At 65.8% G+C, this 26,982-nt stretch carries 27 protein-coding genes; 12 read left to right on the top strand and 15 right to left on the bottom strand.

Translation table 11 applies throughout. The features are described 5' to 3' along the window. Positions 1-5 precede the first annotated feature (5 nt). Together CSW63_RS00905 and CSW63_RS00900 are read right to left on the bottom strand one after the other, a co-directional pair. The gene (locus CSW63_RS00905; protein ID WP_062097807.1) at positions 6-779 is read right to left on the bottom strand and encodes an SDR family NAD(P)-dependent oxidoreductase; all 774 of its coding nucleotides are present in this window, start codon (positions 777-779) and stop codon (positions 6-8) included. Positions 780-807: 28 nt separating this feature from the next. Continuing rightward, positions 808-2,019, bottom strand: a complete 1,212-nt coding sequence (locus tag CSW63_RS00900) for an MFS transporter (protein ID WP_231737534.1) — start codon at positions 2,017-2,019, stop codon at positions 808-810. Between the two features lie 102 nt (positions 2,020-2,121). On the opposite strand from CSW63_RS00900, the gene CSW63_RS00895 reads away from it, so the two are divergent. Further along, positions 2,122-3,150 carry an amidohydrolase family protein gene (locus CSW63_RS00895; protein WP_062097809.1) on the top strand — a complete coding sequence of 343 codons (1,029 nt, stop codon included), beginning with the start codon at positions 2,122-2,124 and terminating at the stop codon, positions 3,148-3,150. 119 nt (positions 3,151-3,269) lie between these two features. Here CSW63_RS00895 and CSW63_RS00890 read toward each other — a convergent pair whose 3' ends face one another. Beyond that, entirely contained in the window at positions 3,270-4,007 is a 738-nt protein-coding gene (locus tag CSW63_RS00890; protein WP_062097811.1) for a TetR/AcrR family transcriptional regulator, read from the bottom strand. A 285-nt stretch (positions 4,008-4,292) separates the two neighbouring features. On the opposite strand from CSW63_RS00890, the gene CSW63_RS00885 reads away from it, so the two are divergent. Beyond that, on the top strand, positions 4,293-5,132 hold the full coding sequence (locus CSW63_RS00885; RefSeq protein ID WP_062097813.1) for an SDR family NAD(P)-dependent oxidoreductase: 840 nt from the start codon (positions 4,293-4,295) through the stop codon (positions 5,130-5,132). A gap of 16 nt (positions 5,133-5,148) precedes the next feature. Here CSW63_RS00885 and CSW63_RS00880 read toward each other — a convergent pair whose 3' ends face one another. Further along, positions 5,149-6,516 carry an MFS transporter gene (locus CSW63_RS00880; RefSeq protein ID WP_062097815.1) on the bottom strand — a complete coding sequence of 456 codons (1,368 nt, stop codon included), beginning with the start codon at positions 6,514-6,516 and terminating at the stop codon, positions 5,149-5,151. 285 nt (positions 6,517-6,801) lie between these two features. Between CSW63_RS00880 and CSW63_RS00875 the strand changes: the two genes are divergently transcribed. The 3 genes from CSW63_RS00875 to CSW63_RS00865 all read left to right on the top strand — a co-directional run bounded on the left by CSW63_RS00875 (position 6,802) and on the right by CSW63_RS00865 (position 9,273). Continuing rightward, positions 6,802-7,878, top strand: a complete 1,077-nt coding sequence (locus tag CSW63_RS00875; protein ID WP_062097816.1) for an amidohydrolase family protein — start codon at positions 6,802-6,804, stop codon at positions 7,876-7,878. An 86-nt stretch (positions 7,879-7,964) separates the two neighbouring features. Further along, complete coding sequence (locus CSW63_RS00870; RefSeq protein WP_062097818.1) at positions 7,965-8,408, top strand: hypothetical protein; 444 nt, start codon at positions 7,965-7,967, stop codon at positions 8,406-8,408. 19 nt (positions 8,409-8,427) lie between these two features. Then, entirely contained in the window at positions 8,428-9,273 is an 846-nt protein-coding gene (locus CSW63_RS00865) for a fumarylacetoacetate hydrolase family protein (protein WP_099504308.1), read from the top strand. Between the two features lie 7 nt (positions 9,274-9,280). Here CSW63_RS00865 and CSW63_RS00860 read toward each other — a convergent pair whose 3' ends face one another. Next, on the bottom strand, positions 9,281-9,955 hold the full coding sequence (locus CSW63_RS00860) for a TetR/AcrR family transcriptional regulator (RefSeq protein ID WP_062097824.1): 675 nt from the start codon (positions 9,953-9,955) through the stop codon (positions 9,281-9,283). 164 nt (positions 9,956-10,119) lie between these two features. Between CSW63_RS00860 and CSW63_RS00855 the strand changes: the two genes are divergently transcribed. Continuing rightward, positions 10,120-10,983 (top strand): SDR family oxidoreductase, encoded by an 864-nt coding sequence (locus CSW63_RS00855; protein WP_062097826.1) that lies wholly within the window; start codon positions 10,120-10,122, stop codon positions 10,981-10,983. A 73-nt stretch (positions 10,984-11,056) separates the two neighbouring features. Here the strand turns inward: CSW63_RS00855 and CSW63_RS00850 are convergent, their stop codons facing one another. The 7 genes from CSW63_RS00850 to CSW63_RS00820 are packed head-to-tail and all read right to left on the bottom strand — an operon-like array spanning position 11,057 to position 16,732. Next, entirely contained in the window at positions 11,057-11,770 is a 714-nt protein-coding gene (locus CSW63_RS00850; protein WP_062097828.1) for an SDR family oxidoreductase, read from the bottom strand. Continuing rightward, positions 11,761-12,588 (bottom strand): SDR family NAD(P)-dependent oxidoreductase, encoded by an 828-nt coding sequence (locus tag CSW63_RS00845; protein ID WP_062097830.1) that lies wholly within the window; start codon positions 12,586-12,588, stop codon positions 11,761-11,763. The genes CSW63_RS00850 and CSW63_RS00845 overlap by 10 nt, the downstream gene beginning before the upstream one ends. A gap of 22 nt (positions 12,589-12,610) precedes the next feature. Then, entirely contained in the window at positions 12,611-13,423 is an 813-nt protein-coding gene (locus CSW63_RS00840) for an SDR family NAD(P)-dependent oxidoreductase (RefSeq protein ID WP_062097832.1), read from the bottom strand. Beyond that, a complete protein-coding gene (locus tag CSW63_RS00835) occupies positions 13,423-14,337 on the bottom strand; it encodes a VOC family protein (RefSeq protein ID WP_062097833.1) in 915 nt (304 codons plus the stop codon). Before CSW63_RS00835 ends, CSW63_RS00840 begins: the two co-directional genes overlap by 1 nt. A 27-nt stretch (positions 14,338-14,364) precedes the next feature. Beyond that, positions 14,365-15,120 carry an SDR family NAD(P)-dependent oxidoreductase gene (locus tag CSW63_RS00830; RefSeq protein WP_062097850.1) on the bottom strand — a complete coding sequence of 252 codons (756 nt, stop codon included), beginning with the start codon at positions 15,118-15,120 and terminating at the stop codon, positions 14,365-14,367. Further along, positions 15,120-16,517 carry an MFS transporter gene (locus CSW63_RS00825; protein ID WP_082749622.1) on the bottom strand — a complete coding sequence of 466 codons (1,398 nt, stop codon included), beginning with the start codon at positions 16,515-16,517 and terminating at the stop codon, positions 15,120-15,122. Before CSW63_RS00825 ends, CSW63_RS00830 begins: the two co-directional genes overlap by 1 nt. Further along, the gene (locus tag CSW63_RS00820) at positions 16,514-16,732 is read right to left on the bottom strand and encodes a ferredoxin (RefSeq protein WP_062097838.1); all 219 of its coding nucleotides are present in this window, start codon (positions 16,730-16,732) and stop codon (positions 16,514-16,516) included. The genes CSW63_RS00825 and CSW63_RS00820 overlap by 4 nt, the downstream gene beginning before the upstream one ends. Positions 16,733-16,881: 149 nt before the next feature. Between CSW63_RS00820 and CSW63_RS00815 the strand changes: the two genes are divergently transcribed. The 3 genes from CSW63_RS00815 (at position 16,882) to CSW63_RS00805 (ending at position 19,878) form a co-directional block, all read left to right on the top strand. After that, entirely contained in the window at positions 16,882-18,258 is a 1,377-nt protein-coding gene (locus CSW63_RS00815; RefSeq protein WP_062097840.1) for an aromatic ring-hydroxylating dioxygenase subunit alpha, read from the top strand. Positions 18,259-18,289: 31 nt separating this feature from the next. Further along, positions 18,290-18,868: a 3-phenylpropionate/cinnamic acid dioxygenase subunit beta gene (locus CSW63_RS00810; protein ID WP_062097842.1), complete on the top strand. Its 579-nt coding sequence runs from the start codon at positions 18,290-18,292 to the stop codon at positions 18,866-18,868. An 83-nt stretch (positions 18,869-18,951) separates the two neighbouring features. After that, positions 18,952-19,878: a zinc-binding dehydrogenase gene (locus CSW63_RS00805; protein ID WP_099504306.1), complete on the top strand. Its 927-nt coding sequence runs from the start codon at positions 18,952-18,954 to the stop codon at positions 19,876-19,878. Positions 19,879-19,925: 47 nt separating this feature from the next. On the opposite strand, the gene CSW63_RS00800 is transcribed toward CSW63_RS00805, so the two are convergent. Continuing rightward, positions 19,926-20,474: a glutathione peroxidase gene (locus CSW63_RS00800; protein ID WP_062097846.1), complete on the bottom strand. Its 549-nt coding sequence runs from the start codon at positions 20,472-20,474 to the stop codon at positions 19,926-19,928. 119 nt (positions 20,475-20,593) lie between these two features. Between CSW63_RS00800 and CSW63_RS00795 the strand changes: the two genes are divergently transcribed. Then, positions 20,594-20,992 carry a limonene-1,2-epoxide hydrolase family protein gene (locus CSW63_RS00795; protein WP_099504304.1) on the top strand — a complete coding sequence of 133 codons (399 nt, stop codon included), beginning with the start codon at positions 20,594-20,596 and terminating at the stop codon, positions 20,990-20,992. Between the two features lie 105 nt (positions 20,993-21,097). Continuing rightward, positions 21,098-22,378: a cytochrome P450 gene (locus tag CSW63_RS00790; protein ID WP_062099279.1), complete on the top strand. Its 1,281-nt coding sequence runs from the start codon at positions 21,098-21,100 to the stop codon at positions 22,376-22,378. 172 nt (positions 22,379-22,550) lie between these two features. Here CSW63_RS00790 and CSW63_RS00785 read toward each other — a convergent pair whose 3' ends face one another. Beyond that, positions 22,551-25,010: a TonB-dependent receptor gene (locus CSW63_RS00785; protein WP_082749718.1), complete on the bottom strand. Its 2,460-nt coding sequence runs from the start codon at positions 25,008-25,010 to the stop codon at positions 22,551-22,553. 235 nt (positions 25,011-25,245) lie between these two features. Here CSW63_RS00785 and CSW63_RS00780 point away from each other — a divergent pair, with 235 nt between their 5' ends. Continuing rightward, positions 25,246-26,019 (top strand): SDR family NAD(P)-dependent oxidoreductase, encoded by a 774-nt coding sequence (locus CSW63_RS00780; protein WP_062099366.1) that lies wholly within the window; start codon positions 25,246-25,248, stop codon positions 26,017-26,019. Here CSW63_RS00780 and CSW63_RS00775 read toward each other — a convergent pair. Then, positions 26,016-26,906 carry a fumarylacetoacetate hydrolase family protein gene (locus tag CSW63_RS00775; RefSeq protein ID WP_062099283.1) on the bottom strand — a complete coding sequence of 297 codons (891 nt, stop codon included), beginning with the start codon at positions 26,904-26,906 and terminating at the stop codon, positions 26,016-26,018. The genes CSW63_RS00780 and CSW63_RS00775 overlap by 4 nt on opposite strands. Positions 26,907-26,982 lie beyond the last annotated feature (76 nt).

The raw sequence follows: 26,982 nt of genomic DNA, 5'->3' as shown, positions 1-26,982 counted from the left end.
GCCGCTCAGGCCGACATCATCACCCCCGAATGGAGCGCCATCTGCCCGCCATCGGCGTTGAGGATCAGCCCCGTGAGATAGGAGGCTTCGTCAGAGGCCAGGAAGGCGATCGCCTCGGCCTGCTCCTGCGCGGTCCCCATGCGCCCGAGCGGGACGCGTGCGATCCGGGCGCGCAGCCGCTCGGAAGCCATGCCATCGGCCCCGGTGGTCAGGTCGGTGGCCGTAATGCCCGGACACACGCAGTTGACCCGGAGGCCATAGCGTCCCCATTCGACCGCCAAGGACCGCGTCAGGCCGATCACGCCATGCTTGGAGACCACGTAGCCCAGTTGATGGGGCACAGCGGCCAGGCCGGCGATGGAGGCGACATTGATGATCGCGCCCCGCGCGGCCGGGATCATCGCCGCCTTGGCGACCGCCTTCGACCAGAAAAATTGCGAATAGAGATTGATGCGCAGCACCCGGTCCCAAGCCAGGAAATCCTCGGCGGGCGCGACGACCGACACGCCGGCGTTGTTCACTAGGATGTCGATCCGATCGCGGGCCTGCATCACCTCGGCGACGGCCTGCGCCGCCACCGTCTCGTCGGAGGCGTCGCCCGGTATGGCGAGGGCTTGGCCGCCCGCCGAGCGGATGTCGGCGACGCTCGACAGGGCGGAGGCCTCGTCAAGGTCGTTGACGGCGACGAACGCTCCTTGCGCCGCCAACAGCAGCGCCGTGACCTTGCCAATGCCGCCGCCGGCTCCCGTCACGATGGCGACCTTGTTTGCGAACCGCATGGTGACTCCGTCCTGAGCATTCATCCCGTTAGGCCCGCGCCAGCTTGATCGAGGTCGGCGACACCTGGGCCGAGACTAGGCTGGCGCGGCCGGCGATCAGGCCGGTGACAACCAGACCGGCCCCGATAACCACCACTAGGCCGGCGACGGCCTGGAACCCGCCCGTCCACTGGCGGACGAGCCCGACGCTGAGCGGCGCAAACGCGGCCGGGACGTAGCCCACGCTTTGGGCCATGCCTGACAGGTGCGATGCGACATGGCTGTTGGGCGAGCGCAGCAGGACCATGGTCAAGGCCAAGGCGAACAATCCCCCCTGAGCCAGCCCCTGGATGACCGCCCAGACCCAGACGCCGGAAAGCGGCGCCAGCAGCAGGCCCAATAGTCCGGCCGCCGCGGCCACCGAAAGCACGACCGCGATCATCGACTGAGCCGGCTTGCGCGTGGCGAGCGAGGGCACGGTGAGCGAGGTCGCCAACTGGACTACGATCAGGACGGACAGCACCAGTCCCGCCGTCACCGCGTCCAATCCCCGTTCCCGCAGGATCGGCGCCAACCAGCCCAGCACGCAAAACGCGAGCGCCGACTGCAGGCCCATGAACAGGGCCACGCTCCATGCCAGTCGATCGCGCCACAGGCCCACGACCGGTTCGACGACCAGATCGTCGCGCTCGACCTTTCGCCCCAGCTGTAGCGACCACAGCAGCAAGGCCCCCACCACCGGCGCCGCCCAGATCGACAGGCCCACGCGCCAGCCACCGCCCAGCGCGGTCTCGATAGGCACGGTGACGGCGGCCGCCAAGGCCGCGCCGCCCGAGATCGCCGTGACATAGGCGCCGGTCACGATTGCGGTCCGATCCTCGAAATCCCGCTTTACCAGGGTCGGCAGCAAGACGTTGGCTATGGCGATCGCCGCGCCGGCGAGGATGGAAAAGGCAAACAGGGCCCACACCGCCCCGAGCGCGCGCCCGGCGGTTCCAAGCCCGATCAGCGCCAAGGCGCCAAAAAGCGCGCGCTCGGTCCCCAGCCGATGGGCCAACCGCGGCGCCAAGGGCGCGCACAGGCCAAGACACAGCACCGGCAAGGTGGTCAGCAGCCCGACCTGCCAGGCGGTCATTCCGGTCTCATGCACGACCTCGGGCAAGCGCACCGACAGGCTGGCGAACACCAGGCGCAGGCAAAATGCGGCGCCGACAATGCCGGTCGCCAGCATGAGACGGCCGCTGGGCTTGATCTGCTGCATCGCTCGCCTCCCCACGCGCCATACGAGATTCTGCCGGCACGGGTTGCCACAGATCATTCGACGGTGAGAATATCAATCTAATAACAGATCGACGAGGAAACCATGCTGATCGACGTGCACGCCCACCTCTTCACGCCAGGCATGATGAAGCGACACCCGTTCTGGGGCCCCTTCATGAAGCCCCAGGGCCTGACGGTCGGGCACTTCTCCCTGGGCACCAAGCAGCCCGCCGAGGCCAAGGACGACGCAGAGGCCGAAGCGAACCTGCTGGCCCGCATGACCCATTCGGCGAGACTGGCGGTCATGGAGCAGCGCGGCGTCGACAAGCTGGTTCTGTCCACGCCTTCGCACGCCTTCATGTACTGGGCCGGCGCGTTCGGCACCGAATACGCCAGGATCTGCAACGACGAACTCTCGGCCTTCTGCCAGGTGATGCCCGACAAGTTCGACTTCTGGGCCCACGCCAACTTGGCCGATCCGGATGCGGCGGTCGAGGAGATCGACCGCGCCGTGCGCGTTCTGGGCGCCAAGGGCCTTTGTGTCGGCGGCACTAATTTCGACGGGCTTCAAACCTACGACGAGCGCCTGTTTCCCGTCTGGGCCAAGCTGGCTGAACTCGATGTTCCCATCATGGTGCACGGGTTCAACCAGTCGATCTATCTGGGCGAGCGCCATCACGAGGATCGGTTCGAAACGACGTCCATCGTGGGCGACTGCGTCGATGAGACCCTGTTCTTCTGGTACCTGATCTGTGGTGGAGCCCTGGACGCCTTCCCGACTCTGAAGACCTACATCACCCACGCTGGCGGCATGGCGGTGTTCCAGCTGGGCCGGCTGTCTGAATTGAACGGGGCAATGGCCCCCGATGCGCGTAACCAGCGTCCGCTCATGGACTATATGAAGAACTTCTACTTCGATCTCGATGTCCACCACCCGGCCCTGCGGCGGGCCGTGGTGGAGGTGATCGGTCCAGACCAGCTGCTCTATGGCACCAACTTCGGCGGGGCCTACGACCATGGCGACCTCACCGCCGGGATCGACCTTTCCGAAGCCGATCGCGAGAAGATCCGCAGTGGCAACGCCATGCGGTTGCTCAAGCTCGATATGGGCCAGGCGGTGCGGGCCGCCTGATCCCGTCAAGCCGGTGGTGTCGGTCCGGCGATACGGCGCAAGGGCGTCGACATCGCTGGCCAGATCCCCGGGGGACCACCGGACGGCGCGCCCCGCGAGCCTTCGTCGATGTCACGAAATCAGCCCGTCGGCGCCGCCGGACGGCCGGGCCGGCGGCTTGCGCCGGCCATGTCGTCGGCCAAGGCTGGCTGGGCCGGGGGACCGCGGAAATCGGCGCGCGGCTCGGCCGAGAAGGGACACGTCAGGACCGCGAGGGCGGCCTCGAAGATGTCGCTGTGGTACTGTTGGTGGCTGACATAGCCGCCAGGCGACAACTTCAGTTTTCCGCCCAGCTCCGAAATGCCGTTTAGGAATATGCTAGCGCTCAATGCGAGCCGGCGACGAAACACGTCCGCCCCCAAATGCGACAGGCTTTCGCTCAATTTGCTGCGGATTTCGGTGGAGGCCGGCGAAATGTCGGCCGAGCGTTCGAACGGATGCTCCTCCGGTTCCAGCTGCATGACGGCGAGCGTGAAGCGCGCATAGTCCCTCATGGCCTGTACTTCCAACATCGTCACGAGCGGCGAGAACAGACAGCTGAGCAGCCGCGGCACGCTGAAATCGCCCTCGGCCCGCGCGACCTCGAGCAGGGTCTGGCGATGGGCTTCCATGGCCGGCAATCGCATCTCGGACACGGCCTGGATCAGGCCCAGCTTGGAGCCGAAGTAATGCTGAACCACGTAGTTGTTGGCCTGCCCCGCGGCCGTAGCCAGCTGCCGTAGCGAGACCCCGTCAAGACCGTGCTGACCATACAGGCGCTCGGCGACCAGCATCAGCTTTTGGGCGGTCTTGGGGTACTCCTGAAAACGTCTCGGCATGCTCGATCCTTGCCCGACTGCCAGCGAAAATAAAAGCCGGCGCTCGACGATCAGACGCCGAAACCCGCCCCATTAAGTCACTTGACTTATAGTAGGGATAAATCTTCCATGCCGCGAGGCGTTTCGTTCGCTGCGGCGCGCCGCCACAAACAGGCCTCGAGCGAGACCGCCCATGCGCTGGAAGGGATCGCGCTCCGCCAGCGTCCGGTCAGGGATGGCGGGATGTGCGCGATGGCGGCGCGTGGACACGTGCGGAAGCAACCACCCTACGAGAACGGAAGACCCATGACACGTTTGACCGGCAAGACCGCTGTCATCACCGGGGCCGGCTCGGGGATCGGTCGCGCCTCGGCGCTGAAGTTCGCGGCCGAAGGCGCCGCCGTGGCTGTCACGGACATCCTGGGTGACACCGCCCAGGCCGTCGCCGAGGAAATTCGAAGCGCCGGCGGACGGGCCGTGGGCTTCGCGGTCGACGTCGCCGACGACCAGGCCTTGAAGGGTATGGTCGAGCGCGCCATCGCCGAGTTCGGCCACCTCGACATCCTGTTCAACAACGCGGTCAATACGGCGGCGGGCAAGCGCAAGCGAGACGTGGACTTCCTGGAGTTCGATCCAGCGGTCTTCCAGGAGATCGTTCAGGTCAACGTGCTGGGCGGGGTTTTGGCCTCCAAGTACGCCCTGCCGCACATGCTCGAGCGCGGCGGCGGCTGCATCCTGTTCACCTCCTCGACCAGCGCCCTGGGCGGGGATGTCGCGCAGTTTTCCTATGGTGCGTCAAAGGCGATGGTGAACTGGTACGTCAAAACCATCGCCACCAACTACGGCAAGCAGGGCGTGCGGTGCAACGCGGTGATCCCCGGGGTGATCGAGACCCCGGCTATGAAGGCGTGGGCCAGTCCCGAGATGCATTCGGCATTCATGAAGCTGCAGAACGCACCGCGTCTGGGTCGCCCCGATGACATCGCCAACCTTGCCGCCTATCTGGCTTCGGATGAAGCCGCCTTCATGAACGGCGGACTGTACAAGTGCGATGGCGGGATGACCGCGCCTCTGCCCTTCGCTCAACTGCAGCTCGACTATCTGATCCCCCAGCACAAGCCAGCCGCCGATCGCGTGGCCCCTTGATCCGCGGCGCTGGCCGTCAGGACCGCGCCGTATCGGCTTCCGCCGCCGCCTCCAAGGCCTCCACGGTGCGCTGGTAGGGTTTCAGCCCCGACCAGGTCAGCCATAGGCCGAGAAGCGCGATGGGGCCGCCGACGACGGCGAGCGCATAGGGCAGCCCCGCATCGTCCTTAAAGACATGATCCGTGACCAGGGCGACCGACATCGGTCCAAAGCCGATGCCCACCAAGCCGCCGATGAGCAGATAGATCGCCACCGCCTTGCCTCGCATACGGTTCGGCGTAATCGCCTGCACGGCCGTCGGCGCGGCGGCTTGGGCCATCGCGAAGCCGGTGACGACCACCGTCAGCAAGGCGAAGCTGAGCCACGGCGCGCCGACGAGGGACCATAGGCTCACCGTTGGCAAGACCAGCAGCCAGGCCAGCATCGCCACGCGAAGCCGCGCGGCGGGCACGCGCTTGGCGGCCCAACGATCGCTGAGCCAGCCGCTGATCAGGGTCCCGACAAGGCCGCCGGCCGCGACCAGCACCCCGATGATCAAGCCCGAGGTCTTGGTCGGAATACCAAAGCGGCGATCAAAGAGGGTCGGCGCCCAGGCCAAGGTCCCATAGCCGATCACGGCGACCACGCCCGGATAGGTCAGCACGCGCGAAAAAGCGGCGGCATGGCGTTTGAGATAGCTGAAGAACTCTCCCCAGCCGGCGCTCGTCTTCGACAGAAGCACGCTCACCGCGTCCCGGCGCGCGGGCTCGCGGATGGTCAGCAAGAGCAGGGCCAGCGCCAGACCCGGCGCGCCAGCGACCAGAAAGGTCAACCGCCAGGGCGACATCAGCCCAACGCCCGGCAGGTTGAGACCCGCATCGGGGATGATCCGTGCGATCAGCGCGCCCAAGATCAAGGATGCGCCCGAACCAATGGCCAAGGACAGATAGTAGACGCTGAACGCGCGCCCCCTCCGTTCGGGCGAGACGTAGTCGGCGATTATCGAATAGGCGGCCGGCGCTAGCACGGCCTCGCCGATCCCCACGCCCATCCGGGTCAACACCAGCGCGTCGTAGCTCTGCGCAAAACCCGACAGAACCGTCATCACGCTCCACAGAACCATGCCGACGATGATCAGATTTCGCCGGACCGTGCGGTCGATCAGCCAGCCGAACGGCAGCCCGGCGAAGGTGTAGAAGAGGGCGAAGGCGTATCCCTGAAGGAAGCTGAAGGCGGTGTCGGAAATGCCAAACTCGGCGCGGATGGGGCGCACCAGCAGCGCGGGCAGCTGCCGGTCCAGTTGCGAAAGCAACGTCGCCACGAACAGGACGCAGATCACGTACCAGGCATAGCGGATCGGGGGATAGGGCGTCTCGGTCGCCGTCGCGCTCGCCTGTCCGTGCATTGTCCGTATCCTCCGCCGATAAACGCCCTTTTGGGCCCCCGGGCGCTCCGTCGTAGAGTCGACGTCGCCTCTTTCGCCTCGCGCGCTCAAGGCCGCGACGCGTCGGACGATAGGCGATCGGGCCTCGGCGCTGTCAAGGTTTGTTTTGACAGCCGAATTACGTTCGCGTTAGAGAATGCACTGAACACTATCGACCAAACCGTTCAAAAAATGCGATAGTCGCGCCAGGGAACGCACATGGCTCGAAGAGCTCCGCCAGGGGGCCTCGACGCAGGAGGAAATCAGATGCTGATCGATCTTCACGCTCACGCCCCGCTGCCGGGCTACTACAACCAAGATCCGCACTGGGGCCCCTTCTTCGAAAAGCATGACGACGGCCATATCCGCCTGCGGGTCGGCGAATGGGTGCTGACTCTGGGCTCGCCCGAGCGTCGCGCCGCGGTCAAGCGGGGCGAGACGATGGAAGTGGCCGAGTTCATGTCGAAGTGGAACGATCCCAAGCACCGCCTGGCCGGCATGGACGCTCTGGGTCAGGACGCGCAAGTCCTCTCGGTGCCGTCGCACTGCTACATGTACTGGGCCGAGCCGGAGTTCGCCAACCGGTTCTCGACCACGGTCAATGACACCCTGGCCGAATACTGCAGCCGCTCGGACGGCCGGTTGATGATGTGGGCCACGGCCGCCCTGCAAGACCCGGTCAACGCGGCCAAGGAAATCCGTCGCGCCTGCACCGAACTGGGGGCCAAGGGCCTCAGCGCCGGCGGTTCGAACTTCGGCGGCCTCGAATTCGACGATCCGCGCATGGACCCGATCTGGGAGACCCTCTGCGACCTCGATCTGCCGATGTTCGTACACGGCTACAATCAGTCTGTGACCTGGGGGTCCAAGGCCAACACTGACAAATACGAGACGACGGCCATCGTCGGCATGAACTATGACGAGACCAAGTGCTTCTGGTACCTGATCTGCGGCGGCGTCCTCGATCGCTTCCCTAAGCTGAAGGTCTATATCACCCACGCGGGCGGCTTCGTGCCCTACCAGCTTGGCCGCCTGGCCCAGACCATCAAGAACCTGGACGTGGTCCACAACAAGAAGGACCTCGAGGAGTACCTGCCGAACTTCTGGTTCGATCCGGAACTGCATGAACTGCCGATGCGTCAGGCCCTGGTCGAGGTCATCGGCGCGGACCGGCTGGTCTATGGCACCAATTTCGGCGGCAGCGACGCGATCCGTGGCGACCTTACCGACGGCCTGCAGATTTCTCCGGAAGATCTCGAAAAGATCCGCTGGAAGAATGCGGTCGACCTGCTGAATATCGACCTGGACAAGATGGGTCGCGCGACCAAATCGATCGCCGCCTAATTCCAGTCTCCGGCGCGGCGGCTCCTTGAAGAGCCGCCGCTTGCCGTTCCGAGCCGTCGCCGGCTTGGCGCGAGGTCCAGGACCCCATGACCCATCCGACCGACTGCAAGATCTGTGGAATGCTGCATGCCGCGGCGACCGAAGACGTCGTGCTTGCCGGCCCGCATTGGGCCGTCGTGGCCATGCAGGATGTCCCCGGAATGCTGATGGCCTTCACCCGCGATCATGATCGCGGCGTGGGCTTCCTGTCAGATGGAGCCGCGGCCGAGCTTGGCCCGTTAATCAACGCCCTTTCCGCCAGACTGGTCGCGACCGGGGCGTTCGAAAGGACCTCCGTCATCTATCTGGGCGACAGCAACGCCCATACCCATTTCATGCTGCTGGGTCGCAAGCCTGGGGATGAGCGCGTGTTCGACAATGCGCCCCTGCTGGCTCGGTTCGCCGCCAAGGACCGCGATCGCGCGCGGGCCATCGTCGCCGATTTGCGCGACGCCCTTGGCGGGACGCTCGCGCCCGCCGCCTCAGCCTAGCCAACGTCGAGGAAAGCCGATGAAACTTGCTCGATGCACGGATGGCGGCGACGCGTTCTGGGCGCTCGTCGATCCCGACGCCGACACGGCTCAGCCGATCGCCGGCGGCGTGTCGGACTGGGGACCCGATGTGACGCGGGGCGGCGGCCAGGACGCCCTCACCTTCAAGGGCCCGGTACGCGCCCTTTCGTCGCTACGCCTGCTGGCGCCGTGCGAGAACACCAGCAAGGTCGTCATCGCCGGCGCCAACTACAGCAAGCACCTGGTCGAATTCGGCGTCGCTGCGCCAACCCAGCCCATCGCCTTTCTCAAGGCGTATGGCGCCTTGATCGGCGCCGCCGATCCGATCCGCTATCCGCCGCTGACCGAGCAACTGGACTATGAGTGCGAGCTCGTTGTGGTGATCGGCGACGCGGCGATCGACCTGGACGATCCTCTCGCCTGCGTGCTCGGCTACACGGCGGGCAATGATGTCAGCGCGCGAGATCTGCAGCGCAGCGGCCCGCCGGGCATCGGCATGGACCTCTATGCCGCCAAGAGCCAGGACAAGGCCACGCCGGTCGGCCCGTGGATCGTCACCCGTGATGAATTTGCGCCGGGCAACCCGGCCTTGCGCCTGTCGACGACGGTCAATGGCGAAGTCCGGCAAGACGGCACCACCGCCGACATGACGTGGGACGTTCCCGAGCTGATCCGGTTCGTGCATCAGCGTGTCAGCTTCGGCGTCGGCGACCTGCTGTTCACCGGCACCCCCGAGGGCGTGGCCCAGGCGTCCGGCCGCTATCTGAATCCCGGCGACCTGGTCGAGGTCTCGCTAGAGGGCGTGGGCGTCCTGCGAAATCAGATTGCGTCCCGCGCCGGCTGACGCGCGCTCAGCGCCACTTGCGCGCGCCCAGGATCTTACCGACCGTCTGCTGCAGCCGTAGCGCCAAGGGCTCGCCCTCGCGGGGGGGGACCACGGTCTCGCTCAACGCCAGACGCACCATCATCTCGGCGATGGCGCTGCGATCGACCGAGACGCCGATATCTTTCTCCCAGGCGTCGAACACCGTTTCCAGCGCCGACAATACGCGCGCGATGAAATGGTCGAAGTTCGACTCGAAGTACTGCAGCACGAACGCCGGCTCGACGTGCAGGAACTGAGACCCTCTGCGGGTCTCATTGTTGGAGACGCTGTAGCGCAGAAAGGCCCCGAACCGTTCGGCCGGCGTTTCGCATCCCTCCATCGCGTGGCTCAACTCGTCATCGGTCTCGGTCCTGAGCCGCAGCAGCACCGCTTCCAGGACCGCTTCCATCGACGGGAAATACCGATAGAGCGTCCCGCGCGAGACGCTGGCTTCGTCGCAAACCTCCTGCGCGGTGATCCGAGGGGTGCCATGGTTCATCATCACGTTCTGCGCGGCGTTGATGATGTTCTCGATGGTCTTGGCCGCCCTCGGGTCGGGTCGGCGCGGACGAACGGCGACGTTGGAAGCGGAAGCTTCCGCGCGTCTGGCCGAGCGCCTGGCCAGGATGTCCGGACGAGCCGTCCGGGCGCTGGAGGTCATGCTTGGGGTGCTCCGATATACAATCTTCAGCCTAACTTGCGTCGCCTCGGCGCGCAAACCGCGTACGGCCCGCTTTCGGAAAATAAACGAGACAAAAACCGGAGTTTTGACTAGAAAATATCGACATCGGACAGCTCGTCAGAAGCTTCGAGGAAACATCGGACATGCATATCGATCTGAGCGCCAAACGGGTGATTGTGACCGGCGCGAGCCGAGGAATCGGGCGGGCCACGGCCGCGGCCTTCGCCCGCGAAGGCGTGCGGCTGGCGATCTGCTCGCGCAACCCCGACACGCTGTCGGCCATCGCTGAAGACATGCGCGTGCTTGGCGCCGCGGAGGTCATCGCGGTCGCGCTCGATGTGCGCAATACCGCCGCCGTTCGCGCCTTCGTCAATCAGGTCGCCGAAACCTGGGGCGGCGTCGACGTGCTGGTCAACAACGCCGGCCAGGGCAAGGGCGGCAGCCTCGAAACCTTGGAGCCCGAGGATATCCTCGACCACGCCAACAACATCCAGATCGCCCATTTCCGGTTCGTCCAGGCGGTCGTGCCTCACATGCGCGCGCAACAGTGGGGGCGGATCATCAACATCAACGCCCTGGCCGGGGCCCTGCCGACGCCGGACGGCATTCCCTCGGTGACCAACCGCGCCGCGGGGATCGCCCTGGCCAAGCTCTTGGGCCAGCAGCTGGCCAAGGACAACATCCTGGTCAACAGCCTGAACATGGGTTGGATCGATACGGGCCAGTGGGATCGCCACTACAAGGAGATGCCCCCGTCCATCTCGCGCGAGGAGTTCCTCGAAATGGTGGTCAAGGTCGTGCCCCTCGGTCGGTTCGGCCGTCCCGAGGAGGTGGCCAATGTCTGCCTGTTCTTGGCCAGCGACCTTGCGACCTTCCTGAGCGCGGCCTCGATCGATGTCTCGGGCGGCCTACAGGGCGCGATCGCCTACTATCCCACCCTCAAGCGCGAAATGCAGGAAATGGGGCTGGAGCGTCAGGCCACTCTCGAAGCGGCCTCCGCCGCCTAGGGCCCCACCGCGCCGGGTCGTCATCCCCGCACCGCCGCGGGGATGACGCATCGCGGCCTTGGAGAGGCCCGGCTTAGTGGGCTTCGCTTTGCGGATAGATCGCCAGGCGCGCGATGGTCGCGTGGTCGGGCTGCTCAAGCATGAACCGGATGGCCCGAGCGATATCTTTGGGATCGAGCGCGACCGGATCTTCAATCTTCGCCGCCGCCATCATCCTGTCGAACATCTCGCTTGAGGTCGAACCCGGCGCGATCGATCCGACCTTGACGCCAGCGCCGGCCAGTTCGATCCGCAGCGATTGGGTGAAGGCCTCGAGCGCATGCTTGAGCCCCCCATAGACGCCGCCCGCCCGGGAGATCAGGTAGGCGCTGATGCTCGACACGTTGATGATCGCGCCAGACGACTGACCGCGAAACTCTCGAGCGAACACGTAGGACGAGCGCACCACGGCCTCGAAGTTAACCCGGATCATGTAGCTGACGGCGTCGAGATCGATGGTGTCCATCGTTCCGACGGCCATAACCCCGGCATTGTTGATCACCACGTCGGCGCGCCCAAATCGCGCCTTGGCCAACGCCAGAAGTTGCTCTGGAACATCGGGCTCGGCGATATCCGCCGCCAGCAAGGCGCTGGGGCCCGGCAAGGTCGCGGCCAGCGCCTCGAGCCTCTCCAGCCGGCGGCTCGTCAGCACCAGATTGCACCCGGCGTTGCTCAGATCGAGCGCCGTCGCCGCGCCAATGCCGGCGGAGGCCCCGGTCAGGACGACGGTTTTTCCCTTCAACTCCATTGGCCGGGCGCCTTTCTCATGCCTTCGATAGTGGGCCGCATGTCGGCCACGCTGGGCAGGTGCGCGGTGAACCCGCCGTCGACGGAGAGGATCTGGCCGGTGACGTAGGAGCTGAGGTCGGACGCCAGGAACACCACCATGTTGGCGATGTCGCGCGGGGTCCCCAGGCGCGGCACCAGGCAATGGCTCAGGAAAATGTTCTGGATGTGCGCGGGCAGCCGTTGCTCCATGCCCGGCTGGATGATCAGACCCGCGGCGATGGCGTTGACCCGCACGCCCTTGGGGCTATATGCGGTCGCCAGGTGACGGGTCAGGGCGTTCACCGCGGCCTTGCCCGCCGCATAGGCGAAATTGCTGACGTCGCCCGAAAGGGACTGGCCCGACGAGATGTTGACAATCGATCCACCGCCCCGCGCCAGCATCGACGGGATGGCGTGCTTGCAAAACAGCATCGGCGCGCGGGCGTTGATCGACTGGACCTGATCCCAAAGCTCGACGGGCATCTCAGGGATGTCCAGGTCGCGGGATGAAAAGCCCGTCGCGCCGGCGTTGTTGTCGAGAATGTCGACGCCGCCGAAGGTCGCGACGGCGAACTCGACCACCGCCCGGATGTCGTCCTCGTCGGTGATGTCCCCGACCTTGCAGGCCACCTCGTGACCTTGCGCCTGCAAGCGATCGGTGACCGCTGAAAGCTCCGGAGCCCGAAGGTCGGTCAGCACGACCCGAGCGCCCTTTTCGGCCAGCGCCAGCGCCGTCTCCGAGCCGATAGAGCCGGCCGCGCCGGTGACCAGCGCCACCTTGCCGTCCAGTAAACCCATCTGTGTCTCCCCTTGGACGGCTCTAGCCGCCTTGTTGTTCCATCTCCGCGACGTTCGGCGGTCGCGACTGGTAGCCTGGCATGTGCAGACCGCCATCGACGTTGATTAGTTCGCCGGTCACGAAGCGCGACATCTCCGAGGCCAGGAACACCGCGACGGGCGCGATATCCTCTTCAGGGTCGCCGTTGCGCAGCAGAGGCTTGCGCGAGGCCGCCATCTCGGCGAAGCCCGGCATGGCCTCGGCCATGCGGTGAAAGACCGTGCCCATCGCCGCCGGCGACAGCAGGTTGACCCGGATGTTGAACCGCCCCCACTCGTGGGCGGCGCTGCGCGTGAGGCCGCGGAGCGCCGATTTGGTGATGTTGTAGTCGGCGTTCAGCCAGGCGGCTGTCTCCACGTCGATCGAATAGAAGTTGATGATCGAGCCGCCGCCGCGGGCGGCCATGTGGGGCCGCGCGGCTTGCATGGCCCACCACCCCGCCCAGAGCCCCGAATGCAGGGTGCTGTCCAGCATCTCGTCGGTCTTCTGCTCGAGCAGGACCTTGGGGCTGAGGGTGAAGGCGTTGTTGACGAGGATGTCGAGGCCGCCGAACAGATCGACCGCCTTCTGCACCGCGCCCTGGATCTGGTCCTTGACGCGCACATCGGCCTTAATCACTTCGGCCCGCCCGCCCAGCTCCTCGGTCAGCTCCGCCTTGATGGTCGCGCAATAGTCCTCGTTGAATTCGGCGACCAGGACGGTCGCGCCTTCCCGGATGAAACGGCGGGCGATGCCGCGGCCGATGCCGCCGCCGCCGCCCGTGACCAAGGCGACCTTGCCGTCGAGCAGCCCCATCAGCGCAGCTCCTCGGGCGTGCGGATGGTCGTGCCGAGGATGGGCCCGACCAGCTGGTGCCCCCAGTAGCTCAGGCGCTCGGCGTTCAGTTCGAAGGGATCGCCGGGCCAGGGATGGGTTTCGGCGATCACTTCGACGGCGAAGCCCGAAGGGCTGAAGTGGTAGAAGGAGAAATGCGGGTCCTGGGTGTGTTGCCCCAGGGTCATCTGCACTTGGATCTGGCGCTTGTTGACGATGTCCCAGGTTTCGCCGACATCACGAAGATCGCCGGTCAACAGGCCGATGTGCTGGATGCCCATCCGACCGGGGGCGTGGCCATAGCCGATGTCGTGGCTGGTCAGGTTGTTGAGCCCGGCGCGATAGAACCCGGTCCGGCCCTTGCCCGCGCCCGATCCATACCATTGGAAGCCCATGATATTGATCAGGAAGTCGTCCAGCTCCGGGCCATATTCCGGGGTCATCACCACGACATGGCCAAAGCCCCGGCCGTAGGTGTTGAAGCCGCCATGGCGACGGCCCGGCACAAACGAGCCAGGCTCGCCCTTCTGGCCGTAGAACAGCTCGTACTGATAGCCCACGGGATCCTTGAACCGGACCACATCGCGCACCCCGCGGCGAACCTTGAGGTCATCGCCGCCCTGCTCCACGACGATGCCCGCGTCCTGGAGCTTCTTGACGGCCTTTTCGAACGCGATCCGGTTGACGCATTCCCAGCCGATATAGGCCAGCTTGTCGATCGGCCCAGGCTGGAAGGCGAAACGATAGCGCCGATCGTCCATCTTCAGATAGAGCGCGTCCGGCTCGTCCTCCGGCGAGGGCGCGATGGCCAGACCCAGGACTTCGGGTCCGTAGCTGCGCCAGGCCTCGATGTTGGGGCTTTCAAAGCCCAGATAGCCGATACCCCGGATATCCATGGTCCAGTTCCTCGTCTTTTCGCTTGGCTAACAGGCGGTCGTGCCGCCATCGATGATGATGTCCGCACCGGTGATGAAGGCCGCCTCGTCGGTGGCCAGGAAGGCGGCCATGCCGACGATATCCTCCGGCTCGCCTGGACGGCCGAGCGGAATATTGGCGGTCAGCTGGGCGCGGACGGTGGGGTTTTCGACAAAGGCGCGCGTTCCCGGCGTGACGACGAAGCCGGGGCTGATGCTGTTGGCGCGGATGCCGACCGCGGCGCCCTCCAGCGCCATCTGCCGGGTCATCGCCACCACACCGCCCTTGGTGGCGTTGTGGGCGATGGTTCCGTTGCCGCGCGAGCCCTGCCATCCCGCCGTGGACGCCACATTGATGATCACCCCGCCGTGCTTGGCCAGATGGGGCCAGGCGAACTTTGTCGTCAGGAAGACGAGGTCGAGCTCGTTTCGCAGGGTGTAGCGCCAGTCCTCGATCGAAAGCTCGGTGATCGAGCCGAACTTCGCGGCCGAGGCGTTGTTGTAGAGAATGTCGATCTTGCCGTAGTCGGCGACGGCCTGGTCGATCCAGGCCCGCGCGCCGTCAGGGTCGCCAAGATCGCAGGCCATGGTGGTCATGCGCCCTCCCGTCTGGGCGACCAGCCGCGCGGTCTCGGCGTCGGCCTCGGCGTTGACGTCGCATCCGGCGACCACCGCGCCCTCCGCGACGAACCGAAGCGCCGCGGCCCGGCCCTGGCCGCCCCCCGTGCCTGAGATGAGCGCGACGCGCCCTTCCAGTCGACGCATCATGCCGGTCCTCCGCTCGCCGCATCACGCGCGTCCAGCTCGAGGCGGATGGCCGCATGCTTTTCGCGCGTCAGCGGATAGGTGAAGGCCAGCCAGGCTCCCAGGAGAAACAGCGCCGCCGAAGGACCCGCGAACACCATTTCCAAGCCGGAGATGGCTTGCGGGGTGTTCGCGCCCAAAAGCGCGGGCTTGTAGCCGACCAGAGCCAGGGCGGCGAAGGCCAGGCCGACCGCCAGGGCGCCGCCCAACTTCCAGCTGCTGATCAACAGCGCATAGAGCACGGCGGTTTGATCCGAGCCGGATTCGAGCCGCAGTTCGTCGCCCGCATCGGCCATCATCGCGCGTGGCAGCAGGTTGAAGGCGCCGAACGACAGCCCCCAGCCCATCATGCCCACCGCCATCGCCGGCAGATTGTGGTCAGGCAGGAAGATGAACGCCACGCTGACGATGGCGGCCAGAACGCCCGATATTCCAAGCACGAAATGCTTGTCGAGCCGCCGCGCCAGCCAGGCTACGGCGGGTACGGTGATCATGGCCGTGACCACCTGGGCGATCAGAACGACGCCGACGGCGCTGCGCTCCAGCCCCTTAGCGGCGGTCACGAAGAACACCAGCATCGCCGAGGCGGTGCCAAACCCAAGGCCAAGCAGAAGGTCAATGGCGGCGATCCTGAAGACGGCTTTGCGGCCGACCACGGCCAGATAGGCTCTGATCCCGACGATATGTCTTTGGGTGACGAGCAGGGTCTCCGGGACGCGCCAGGCGGCCAAAGCCACCGCCGGCGCGGTCAGGACGATGATGATCCACCCCATGAGCTGGGTGGGCGGCAAGCCGGTCCCGCCAAGCTTGGCGGAGATGATGGGAAAACCCATCACGGTCAGAATGCCCAGTAGAGAGGCGAACTGAAGCCAGGCATAGACCCGCGAGCGCTCGTCGTAGCCAGCCGCCAGGCCGGAGGCGAGCGCCAGTTGCGCCAGCGACAGGACAGACCACCCCAGGAAACTGGCCGTCAGGGTCACCAGCAGATAGACGGGTCCCACGCCTGGCTTGGCCATAAACAACAGATAGACGGCCAACATGAGCGCCGGCGCGCCCAGGACCAGCCATGGGCGATAGCGGCCCCAGCGGGTGTGGGTTCGATCCATCGCCGCGCCGAGCAGCGGGTCAACGACGATGTCGAACACGCGCACGCTGGTGAAGATCAGGCCGATCAACGCCAGCGGCAGGCCCAGAACCGTCGCATAGTGTTCCGGAATCATGACGACGAGCGGCAGCGACAGCGCCGTTAGCGGCACGCCCAACAAGGCCAGCGACAATAGCCCGGGCAGCCTGGGCCGGCCGGACGCGCGGGCTGGGGCGGCGACCGCGCTGCTCGCGGCGTCTGGGACGGCCGTCATCCCTCAACGGCTTCCACGACGATGGCGCCTTGGGGGCAGGACTCTGCGCCTTCGATCGCCCGCTCCAACAGCTCGGCGGGCACGATGTCGGTGGTCACAACCACAAGCCCCCCCTCGAGCTGATAGATCTCGGGGCAGATCTCCACGCAGGTGCCATAGCCGCAGCAGGCGCTTCGGTCCGCCCTGACGCGATGCGGGGTCGCTTCTGAACTCATAACCTTCCTCCGTGCCGGGCGCCCCTTTGGGGCTTCTCCGGAGGGCCAGCGGCCCGTCGTTCCTCACTGAATCGAACAGTTGCATTTTCTATACAGAAATGCCACCTCTGTTCAAAATTATATGGCGCCTAGCGCTGCGGAGGACACCCATGCTGGACCGGACACGGACGACGCTTTCCGACGGGACGACGATCGACGACTTGATCAACGTGCAGACGCGCGAAGTCCAACTTCGGGCGATCTCGGACCCGGAACTCTACGACATCGAGATGCGCAAGGTGTTTGGGAAGACCTGGCTGCTGCTGGGCCACGAGAGCGAGATCCCGAACTCGGGCGACTTCATCACGCGACTGATGGGCTCGGACCCGGTGCTGATCACGCGTCAGAAGGACGGCTCGATCCGGGTTATGCTCAACGTGTGCCCGCACCGGGGCATGCGCGTGTGCACCAGCGACGCGGGCAACGCCAAGGTTCACACCTGCATCTATCACGGCTGGGCGTTCAAGAACGACGGCGACTTCATTGGCGCGCCCGTCGCCGCCGAGCAGATGCACGGCACGATTTTGCCCAAGGAAAAGCTCGGCCTGACCCAGGCGCGCACCCACCTCTACGGGGGCCTGATCTTCGCGACCTGGAATCTCGACGGCCCCTCGTTCGACGAGTTCCTCGGCGAGATGAAGTGGTACTACGACATGCTGTTCCAGCGCACGGATCGGGGCCTGGAAGTTCTCGGCCCTCCGCAACGCTTCACGATTAAAGCCAACTGGAAGACCGCCTGCGAACAGTCGGCCGCCGACGGCTTCCACACCCTGACGCTGCACCGTTGGCTTGGCGAGTTCGCCAAGTTCGGCGATGGCGACCTGACCACCTCGATGTACGGCACCGAAGTCAGTTCGCTCCAGGGCCATGCGCTGCGGTGCATGCCCGCCGCCAACAAGTTCAAGCAGGCCGCCGGCTTCCGCGACGGGAACCTGACGCTCGAGGAGAAGCTGGCGATCGTGCCGCCGCCCGGCATCACCAAGGAAATGCTGCCCCAGCTGATCCGCAACCTGACGCCTGAACAGCTGGGCCTGCTGGTCGACAGTCCGCCGCAGGTCGGCGGGATGTTCCCCAACGTCCTGATCGCCTTCATCTATGTGCCTCAGCCCGATGGCGAGATCATCGGCCTGACCTCCCTGCACACCTATATTCCTAAGGGGCCGGACGAGCTGGAGTTCTGCAACTTCATCCTGGCCGAGAAGGACGCCCCCGAAGAGCACAAGCAAAAGGCCCTGCAGTTCGCGGTCCGGATGCTGGGCACCTCGGGCATGGTCGAGCAGGACGACTCCGACACCTGGCCCCACATCACCCAAACGGCCAAAGGCGCGGCCGCGCGCAACATCACGATGAAGTATCAGGCCGTCTGCACCACGCCTCCGCGGGCCGACTGGCCCGGCCCGGCCCTGGTCTACGAAGGCTTCACCAAGGACGACACCCAGTGGAACTGGTGGCTGGCCTACCGCGACCTGATGAACAGCTCGCTCTGATCATCGCCGCCATCATCAGGACCTGACCGCCATGACCATCGACGTCACCGCTACCGCCGACACCGCCGTCGCGCCGGACGCTTTCCGAGCCAATCGCGTGCCCGTGGGCTCGCCCGCCTATAATCAAATCGCCGAGTTTCTCTATGAGGAGGCCTGGCTGCTCGACGAGATCCGGCTCGCCGAATGGGTCGAGCGCCTCGACACCGATCTGCGTTACACCTGCCCGGTGCGCCAAACCCGGCCCCTGAGCCAGAACGCGGCCTCCATCGTCCGGACCGTGATGCACTTCGACGAAACCTACGCCTCGATCCGAGGCCGGGTCGGACGCATCACCGACACCCGCAGCGCCTGGGCCGAGGATCCGCCGTCTCGCACGCGACGTCTGATCACCAACATTCTGGTCGAATCGACGGACAATCCCGACGAGTTCGAGGTGAGGAGCTATCTGCTCTGCAGCCGCAGCCGCTTCGAGGAAACCAATCTGCTGTTCCTCAGTTGCGTCCGCCACGATCTGCTGCGACGCCATGGCGCCAGCTTCAAGTTGGCGCGGCGGGAAATCATCGTCGACCAGACGGTGCTGGGCTTCCCGAACCTCGCCATCTTTCTCTGAGCTGACACAGCTCTGATCGGCGGCGGTCTGGCTCACCAGACCGTCGCCGATCTTGGTTCCAAGACCAATCCAGGATTTGCCACATGCGCGCCGCCGTCATCTCCGGCAACGGAGTCGCTCCGGTCCTTCAGGATTTTCCCGAACCGACGGCGCGGGTGGGATCGGTCCTTATCGATGTCGACACCGCCGGGCTCGGAGGCTGGGACGTCCTGGGCGCCTATCGTCTCGGCGTTGAATATCCTTGCGTTATCCGCGGCGAGGGCGTTGGCCGCGCCGAGGATGGACGGCGGGTCTATTTCGGCGAACGCTCGATCGCACCGTGGGGGGCCTGGGCGGAAAAGACCCTGGTTCCGGCGGCGGAGGTCTGGGATGTTCCCGACGACATCGACGATCGCACCGCCATCACCATGGGCATCGCCGGCACCGGGATTTTGGTGCCGTTGGAAGCGGCTAATATCCAGCCCGGGGAGAGCGTCCTGATCCTCGGCGCCACGGGCGTCCTGGGACAGATCGGCCTGCAGTTGGCCCGAAGCCTCGGGGCGGGTCGCATCGTGGCCGCAGCCCGCAACCCAGCCGCCCTGGATCGGCTCGTCGAACGCGGCCTGGCCGACGCCGGCGTCGCCCTGGGCGGTGAGAACGACACCGAAGCGCTCAAGGCCGCCAGCGGCGGGGACGGCTTCGACATCGTGCTCGATCTTGTGTTCGGCAAGCCGTTCTTGTCGGCGGTCAAGGCCACCAAGTGGGGCGCGCGGCTGATCACCATCGGCACGGGCGCGGGCCGGGTGGTCGAACTCAACATCGGCGACCTGCTGTTTCGCACCCTCACCTGCATCGGCACCGGACAACGCCCGCCCGCCGATCGCGAAACGATCTGGCGGCGGCTGCTGGCGATGCAGAAGGCTCAGAAGCTGATCATCGACTACGTCGACTATGACTTCGCCGACGCCGCGGCGGCCTGGGCCGCCCAGGTGTCAGGCCCCCACGCTAAGATCACCGCGAAGGTGCGCTAGGCGCCATGGCGAAGGGCCCTCCCCCCCTTCGCCATGGGCGGCGGACCTCAGTCCGCCGACAGCGCCTTGTCCACCGCGGTGACCAGACGCGGGTCGGCCGCGTCGATATCCGGCGCGAACCGGTCGATGACCTGGCCATCACGACCGACCAGGAATTTTTCGAAATTCCAGACCACCTCGCCCGGACCGCCCGTGGCGATACCATAGCCTTTCAGCCGCTCGCGCATCGGCCCATCGCCGGTCGCCTCCGGCTTCAAGGCCGTCAGCCCCGCGTACAGCGGATGGATGTCGTCGCCCTTGACGCTGATCTTGGCGTAGAGCGGAAAGGTGACGTCGTAGCTGGTCTTGCAGAAGCTGGCGATTTCGTCGTCGGCGCCCGGTTCCTGGCCGTTGAAGTTGTTGGCCGGGAACGCCAGCACCTCCAGGCCCTCGGCCTGCTTGGCGCGATAAAGCGCCTCGAGCCCCTCGTATTGCGGCGTCAATCCGCATTTGGAAGCGACATTGACGATCAGCAGAACCTTACCGGCGTGGTTGGCCAGCGTGTCCGGTTCGCCGCCGATGCGGGTCAAAGGGATGGCGGTGATCGCGTCGGTCATGGGGACTCCATTGATTGCCTGCGGCGCTTGCCGCCGTCAGCGCGCAGCTTAGCAAAGCGCCATCGGCATCGCGCGTCGAAATTAAATTCCGCCATCAGAATTCTTAAGGAACGCGCCCGATGAGCCGTGCGCCGATCGATATTATCCGGACCTTTCTGGACGCCTGGTCCGAGGGGCCCGAGCGGCTCGAGCAGGCGATCCGCGATCTTTTTCGGGCCGACACGGAATGGACCAATATGGGCCTGTCGCGCACGGTCGGCGCCGACGAGGCGCTGGCGCTGGGCGCGCAGTTCGAGGCCAGCATGGGCTATGCGACAATCATCGTGGAAACACTGCATATCGCCGCGACGGGCAATGTCGTCCTGACCGAGCGCGTTGATCGCCTCCTGGCCGCCGACGGGCGCGAGATCGGCGCCTTCTCGATCGCGGGCGTTTTCGAGTTGGACGACGACGGCCGGCTCGTTCGATGGCGAGACTACACCGACCCGGGCGCCGTCAGCGCGATCCACGGACACTGAAGGACCCTAAGCCTAATTCCTATGGACTTCTCTTCTAGAATACTATTCTGCATTTGAAATAATCTGAGCCCGCACAGCGGGCCGAACTTCCGGGAAGGAACACCGATGAGCACCGCCCAGATGGCTCCCAACAAGGATCTTGCCGACGGCTTCGCCCAGGTCGGCGCCCTGTTTGCGGGCAACGACAAGAACCTCGAGGCGATCTATCGCCACCATCGAAACAACCTGCCCGTGATGGAGGGCGACATCTGCGCCGAGCTGGGCGCGGCCTCCTTCGCGGGCCAGACGGGCCGGCCGATCTATACGATCTTCAAGCACGCCGACGTGATGAAGGTGTTGCGCGACACCAAGACCTTCACGAGCGGGATCCTGATGGAGACGGGCCTGGGTCCGTTCCTCGACGGGCTGATGATCACGGGGCTGGACGGCGATGAGCACCGGCAGCTGCGCGGCATCTTGCAACCCTCGTTCACGCCCGCGGTCATGGAAGAATGGCGCGAGACCTATATCCGCCCCCTAATCAAGCGCTCGTTCGTTGAGCCGCTCGTGCCGCTGGGTAAGGCCGAGCTGATCGGCAGCGTCGGCGTGATGTTCCCCATTCACGTGGTCTACGCTGTCCTGGGCTTCCAGGACGACGATCCCGCTACGCTCGAAGCCTTCGCCACCAAGGCGCTGAAGGTGCTGGGCGGCATGGCCAACGACCCGGAGGCCAAACGCGCGGCCTTCCAGGCCTTCCAGGAGCTCTATGACCCGACCCTGGCCGCCGTCCAGGCCCGCCGGGCTTCCGGCGCCGAGGGCGCGGACCTGATCAGCCGCCTGATCCGGGCCGAGTTCGAGGGTCGAACCCTGAACGATCATCAGATCACCAATTTCGTGCGGATGATGCTGCCCGCCGCGTCGGAGACCACCTCCAGGACCTTCGCGATCATGATGACCCACCTCTTCGACCACCCCGAGGTGCTCGAGCGCCTGCGGGCGGATCGGACCTTGATGCGGAAGGTCTTGGACGAGAGCGTCCGCCACGACGCGGTCGCCACGTTCAAGGTCCGCGAGTGCCAGACCGAGGTCACGCTGCAGGACGTGACCATCCCCAAGGGCGCGATCATTTCGGCCTGCGTCGCCTCGGCCAACCGCGACGAGGCCGTGTTTGACAATCCCGACGCGTTCGACATCGACCGCAAGCAGATGGCGGCCTTCGGGTTTGGTTTTGGCGCCCACATGTGCGTCGGGATGTGGCTGGCCAAGGTGGAGATCGAGGAGGCGGTCGGTCTCCTTCTGGACATGCTGCCCAATCTGCGTCTGGACCCGGCTCACCCCCGTCCGGAGGTGCGAGGCGTCTCCCTGCGCGGCCCGGACGCGGTCCATGTGGTGTGGGACGCCCCCTAGGCGCTCGCACCCCATTTCCCGCTGCGCCGCGGCGCGAAGCGCAGGGCCCCCATCGCGCGATGGGGGCCCTTTTGGCGTCGGCGAAACTCTTTTCGGCCGGACGTTGCGTATGAAAAAAGCCGCCGACCGTTAAGCGGTCGACGGCCAGTCAGCCCCGAGCGGAACTGCGGGATTAGAAACGCTTGGTGAGGGAGGCTCCGTAGGTTCGCGGCTCGCCGATGAAGTCCGTCGCAAAGCCAAGACCCGCGGCATAGACGTCGGCGAACTGGCGGACGTTGTATTCCTTCTTGGTCAGGTTCTTGCCGTAGATGGCCAGTTCGATGTTGTGAGCGTCGAATTCGACGGTGAAGCGGGCGTTCAGCAGCCCATAGCCTGGCGTGCGAGTCAGGACGTTCGCCGTCGCGTAGATGCCCTGGGTCGTGGCCGATTGCTGGGCGGCCGGCGTGACCGGATTATAGAACTGCTTGCCCAGATAGGCGTAGTCGGCGTGCAGCGACACGCGGCCGAACGAGGTGGGCAGGGTCTGGGTGGCGCCCAGGTTGAATTGAACCTTGGGAAGCTGCGGCAATTCCTCGCCGCTCCGGTCCACCGGGCAGATCGACGAGGCGCCCGCGGCCTTGCAGCCCGTCAAGGACGCGCCCGGCACGGACTGCTGCTCGATGAACGATCCGCTCTTATACTTGCCGTTCATCAGGCTGAGGCTGCTGGTCAGCTCCATGCCCGTCCACGGACGGTAGGCGCCTTCCAGCTCCACGCCATAGACCCGGGCGTCGCCGGCGTTGACGATGAATTGGGTGCTGGCCCCAGCCGGCGTCAGCGCCGCGGCGTTGCGCTGAACGTCCGACTGCCAGGAGTGGAAGACGGCGATGTTCGTGCGCAGACGGTTTTCCAACCATGTGGCCTTTAGGCCCGCTTCGACGTCCCGCGTGGTCTCGGGCCGGAAGGCCGGAAGGCCGCCGGCGCGCGTGTTCCAGCCGCCAGACTTGGACGCCCGCCGCGTCTGCACATAGGCGAACACATCGTCATTGACCTGCCAGTCGATGCCGAATGTCCAAGCGGGATAGTCGAAGCTGGTCTTCTGGGTCTGGGCGCATACGCCCGCGACATCCGGGTTGGGCAGGTTGCACGTCGTGGCGACGCCCCAAGTGGAATAATTATACAGCTTGGTGTCGCGATCGTCCCAGGTCCAGCGAAGCCCGCCCGCGAGCCGGACGGCCTCGGTCAGCTGATAGTAGCCCTGACCGAAGACGCCGACCGAGCGATTGTGCACGTCGGCGAGGTTTTGCCCGGCCAGGCCGGCATAGGGACGGGTGGTGGCCGAATACGGCAGGAAGCCGAAGTTCTGCGACCGGCTGAATTCCTGGCCCTTCTCATCGGAGAAATAGCCGCCCGCGATGTAGGTGAACTTCTCGCCGACGCCCCCGTTGATCTGGAGTTCCTGCGACCATTGCTTGGAGCTGTAGCCGGCCCAGGTCGTCAGGATCGGGGCGGGCGTGCCGTCAGTGTCGACGACGCCGCCGGTATCGCTGAAGCGATAGCCAGTGATCGACTTCAGGGTCACGCCGCCCAGGTCCACCGAACCGTTGAGGCCAAAGCCATAGGCCTCCAGGCGATTGCCCAGCGGCATCGAGTACATGGCCCGGACATTGGCCGGCAGGCTGGCGAAGTTGGGATTGCTCGTCGGGACGAAGAAGCCCGTCGCGTAACTGTCGTAGAAGCCGCGATTGTGCAGGGAGGCGTTCAAGGTCGAAGCCAGACCGAACGGCCCGAACGAGCCGGTGGGTCCAAACAGCTCCGGCGCATAGGCATGCAGCGCGGTGAACTGGCCGTTGTCCTTGATCTTGTTGTAGTCGCCCGACAGGATCAGGCGAACCGGACCGTCTTCGTATTTGAGCTTGGCGCGAACGAAATCGCTGTCCTGGGCCCAGATGTCGCGGCCCAGCGGAATGTCCTGGCCGTACCCGTCGCGGCTCTTGGTGTTGGCGACCAGTCGGCCGGAGATCTTGTCGGTCAGGCCGCCATTAAGCACGAGGCTGGCACCGTACTGACCGTAGTTGCCCGCTTCGATCTTCACCAGGCCGCTGTATTGACTGGTCGGGTCAGCGGACAGGATGTTGACCGCGCCGCCGATGGTGTTGCGGCCAAACAGCGTCCCCTGCGGCCCGCGCAGGACTTCGACGCGCTGCAGGTCGAGCAGGTCGGTGAGCCCTTGAGAGGGCCGCGGAATGTAGACGCCGTCGACATAGATGGCGACGGCCGGGTCGTTGGAGACCAGCGCCTGGAGGTTGCCTTGACCACGCATGGCCACGAAGGCGAAACCCGACGCGGAAGGCGCGCCGGTGGCGATCGAGAGGCTGGGCGTCGTGCGTTGCAGATCGGTGACGTCGGCCACCTGGGCGCGCTCGAGCGCGGCGGCGCCGATCGCGGTGACCGCGACCGGCGTGCTCTGGAGATTTTCCTCCTGCCGGCGGGCGGTGACAACGACTTCCTCCAGCTGGTCCGACTGGGGCGCGGCCTGAGGCGCGGCGCTCTGGGCGAACGCAGGCGCGGTCAGCGCCGTGCAGGCCAGCAGGCCCAGCGCGCTTCCGCGCCACAGCAATTTGCACGCAGGTTGATTGGTCCTGAACGGCATCGAAACCTCCCCTCGGGGGTCTAGCGCCCCGCATTTTTATGGCCGCCAGCGAGCGCCATATTTACAGTCAAACTAAACAGAATTGGAAATCTGTCGCAAGAATAAAAATCTGAGATAAGAAGATCATTCCAAAACGCGACGATCAGTCGCGCGCTCGCCACATGGGCGGCCAAGCCTCATCAAGCGCCCATCAAAGCCCCCACCTCCCCGCATACGGATGACAGACGAGACCGGCATGACAGACACAGCCACCCTTTCGGGAAAGAAGATCATCGTCACGGGCGCGGCGCGCGGCATCGGGGCCAGCGCCGCCAGGGCGTTGACCGCGGCCGGCGCGAGAGTCTGCGGTCTGGATGTTTCGGTCGCCGCGGCCGGCGCGCCTGAGGTCAGGGACGCTGGGCGGCTGACCTTCGATCTGTGTGACGTGTCCTCGCGCGCCTCGGCGACGGCGGCCATCAATCGGGCCGTCGAAGAGATGGGCGGCCTTGATGTCCTGATCCACGTCGCGGGGGTCCAGCGCTACACGCCCGCGGAGGCGATCACCGACGAGGAGTGGGACCTGGTGGTTGGTGTCAACGCCAAGGGCACGATGATCGCCAACCAAGCCGCCTTCCCCCACCTCAAGGCGCGCGGCGGCCGTATCGTCAATTTCGCGTCCGCGGCCGGCGCCATGGGCCTGCGCGGCTGCGCACACTACGCCGCGTCGAAGGGCGCGGTCCTGGCCTGGACGCGCACGATCGCCCAGGAGTGGGGACGCTACGGCGTCTCGGTCAACGCGGTCGCGCCCGGCATGTGGACGCCGATGTACGACACGACCCGCGCGGGCATGTCGCCCGAGCAGCTCGAGGCCCACGACCGGGGCATGGCCATGATGATCCCGCTGGGCGGTCGGCTCGGCGACCCGGACGCGGACATGGCGCCGGTGCTGGTCTTCCTGGCCAGCGACGCCTCGCGCTTCATCACCGGCCAGACCCTGGCGGTGGATGGCGGTCTGATGATGGTGCGCTAGCTTTGGTCGCCCGCCCCTGCCCGGGGCGCGTCCACGATCGGATTGACCAGCGTCCCGACGCCCTCGATCTCCACGCGCACCACGTCGCCCGGCGTCAACCACTGGGGGCTGGCCGCCGCCGCCGCGCAGCCGGAAGGCGTTCCGGTGGCGATCAAGTCGCCGGGATAGAGCGTGAAGATCGTCGACATCAGGTGAACCAGGTGCGCGACGTCCCAATGCATTTCGGCGATGTCGGCGCTCTGCCGCAGCTCGCCGTTGACGTGGGTGGTGAGCCGCAAGCCCTTGCAGCCTGGCGGCAACTCGTCAGCGGTGACGATCTCGGGACCGAGCCCGCCGGTGTTGAGGAAGTTCTTACCGGCGGTGACCGCCGAAGGGATGTAGTTGTAGGCGCGGACGCTGCCGTCGTTGTGGCAGGCATAGCCGGCGACGTGCTCGAGCGCGCTTTCGCGCGGGATCATCCACCCGCCCCGGCCAATGACAACCATCAGTTCGCCCTCGTAGTCGAGGGTGTCGGAGACTTCCGGCCGCCAGATAGGCCGGTTGTGGGCGACCATGGAATCGGGCGCGCGCAGGAACATGCCCGGAAACGTCGACGCCTCGGCGTTCATTTCGGCGACGTGCTTCATGTAGGTCTTGCCCAGGCCGATAATCTTGTCCGGTCGAGGGATGGGCACCAGGTGGCGCACGCTCTCGAGCGGGTGACGGGCGTGGCCGGGCGCGGCGGCGGCGGCGCGTTCGGCCGCCGCCAGGGCCTGGGGACCAGCCGCCAGCAACCCGCGGAGGTCTCGCGGCAAATCCGGCGCGGCGACACCCAGATCGATCACCTCATCGCCGAGACGCACGCCAGCGGTCGGCGCGCCGTTCAGATCAAAGGACAACAATCGCATCGTGATTTCCTTGCGATCGGCAGGCGAGCCGGGAAGCGCGGTCCGCCCGGATCACCGCGCCGCAGAGTTTGGCGCG

Origin of the sequence: Caulobacter sp. FWC26, from assembly GCF_002742645.2 — a bacterium.
Lineage (GTDB): Bacteria > Pseudomonadota > Alphaproteobacteria > Caulobacterales > Caulobacteraceae > Caulobacter.
Note: the sequence above shows the minus strand (reverse complement) of the source record. Positions and strands in the feature narration are given on the sequence as shown.

Bases quoted from the DNA above. Each gene is read 5' to 3' on its own strand.
- CSW63_RS00905 (WP_062097807.1), bottom strand. From the start codon at position 779: ATGCGGTTCGCAAACAAGGTCGCCATCGTGACGGGAGCCGGCGGCGGC.
- CSW63_RS00900 (WP_231737534.1), bottom strand. From the start codon at position 2,019: ATGCAGCAGATCAAGCCCAGCGGCCGTCTCATGCTGGCGACCGGCATT.
- CSW63_RS00895 (WP_062097809.1), top strand. From the start codon at position 2,122: ATGCTGATCGACGTGCACGCCCACCTCTTCACGCCAGGCATGATGAAG.
- CSW63_RS00890 (WP_062097811.1), bottom strand. From the start codon at position 4,007: ATGCCGAGACGTTTTCAGGAGTACCCCAAGACCGCCCAAAAGCTGATG.
- CSW63_RS00885 (WP_062097813.1), top strand. From the start codon at position 4,293: ATGACACGTTTGACCGGCAAGACCGCTGTCATCACCGGGGCCGGCTCG.
- CSW63_RS00880 (WP_062097815.1), bottom strand. From the start codon at position 6,516: ATGCACGGACAGGCGAGCGCGACGGCGACCGAGACGCCCTATCCCCCG.
- CSW63_RS00875 (WP_062097816.1), top strand. From the start codon at position 6,802: ATGCTGATCGATCTTCACGCTCACGCCCCGCTGCCGGGCTACTACAAC.
- CSW63_RS00870 (WP_062097818.1), top strand. From the start codon at position 7,965: ATGACCCATCCGACCGACTGCAAGATCTGTGGAATGCTGCATGCCGCG.
- CSW63_RS00865 (WP_099504308.1), top strand. From the start codon at position 8,428: ATGAAACTTGCTCGATGCACGGATGGCGGCGACGCGTTCTGGGCGCTC.
- CSW63_RS00860 (WP_062097824.1), bottom strand. From the start codon at position 9,955: ATGACCTCCAGCGCCCGGACGGCTCGTCCGGACATCCTGGCCAGGCGC.
- CSW63_RS00855 (WP_062097826.1), top strand. From the start codon at position 10,120: ATGCATATCGATCTGAGCGCCAAACGGGTGATTGTGACCGGCGCGAGC.
- CSW63_RS00850 (WP_062097828.1), bottom strand. From the start codon at position 11,770: ATGGAGTTGAAGGGAAAAACCGTCGTCCTGACCGGGGCCTCCGCCGGC.
- CSW63_RS00845 (WP_062097830.1), bottom strand. From the start codon at position 12,588: ATGGGTTTACTGGACGGCAAGGTGGCGCTGGTCACCGGCGCGGCCGGC.
- CSW63_RS00840 (WP_062097832.1), bottom strand. From the start codon at position 13,423: ATGGGGCTGCTCGACGGCAAGGTCGCCTTGGTCACGGGCGGCGGCGGC.
- CSW63_RS00835 (WP_062097833.1), bottom strand. From the start codon at position 14,337: ATGGATATCCGGGGTATCGGCTATCTGGGCTTTGAAAGCCCCAACATC.
- CSW63_RS00830 (WP_062097850.1), bottom strand. From the start codon at position 15,120: ATGCGTCGACTGGAAGGGCGCGTCGCGCTCATCTCAGGCACGGGGGGC.
- CSW63_RS00825 (WP_082749622.1), bottom strand. From the start codon at position 16,517: ATGACGGCCGTCCCAGACGCCGCGAGCAGCGCGGTCGCCGCCCCAGCC.
- CSW63_RS00820 (WP_062097838.1), bottom strand. From the start codon at position 16,732: ATGAGTTCAGAAGCGACCCCGCATCGCGTCAGGGCGGACCGAAGCGCC.
- CSW63_RS00815 (WP_062097840.1), top strand. From the start codon at position 16,882: ATGCTGGACCGGACACGGACGACGCTTTCCGACGGGACGACGATCGAC.
- CSW63_RS00810 (WP_062097842.1), top strand. From the start codon at position 18,290: ATGACCATCGACGTCACCGCTACCGCCGACACCGCCGTCGCGCCGGAC.
- CSW63_RS00805 (WP_099504306.1), top strand. From the start codon at position 18,952: ATGCGCGCCGCCGTCATCTCCGGCAACGGAGTCGCTCCGGTCCTTCAG.
- CSW63_RS00800 (WP_062097846.1), bottom strand. From the start codon at position 20,474: ATGACCGACGCGATCACCGCCATCCCTTTGACCCGCATCGGCGGCGAA.
- CSW63_RS00795 (WP_099504304.1), top strand. From the start codon at position 20,594: ATGAGCCGTGCGCCGATCGATATTATCCGGACCTTTCTGGACGCCTGG.
- CSW63_RS00790 (WP_062099279.1), top strand. From the start codon at position 21,098: ATGAGCACCGCCCAGATGGCTCCCAACAAGGATCTTGCCGACGGCTTC.
- CSW63_RS00785 (WP_082749718.1), bottom strand. From the start codon at position 25,010: ATGCCGTTCAGGACCAATCAACCTGCGTGCAAATTGCTGTGGCGCGGA.
- CSW63_RS00780 (WP_062099366.1), top strand. From the start codon at position 25,246: ATGACAGACACAGCCACCCTTTCGGGAAAGAAGATCATCGTCACGGGC.
- CSW63_RS00775 (WP_062099283.1), bottom strand. From the start codon at position 26,906: ATGCGATTGTTGTCCTTTGATCTGAACGGCGCGCCGACCGCTGGCGTG.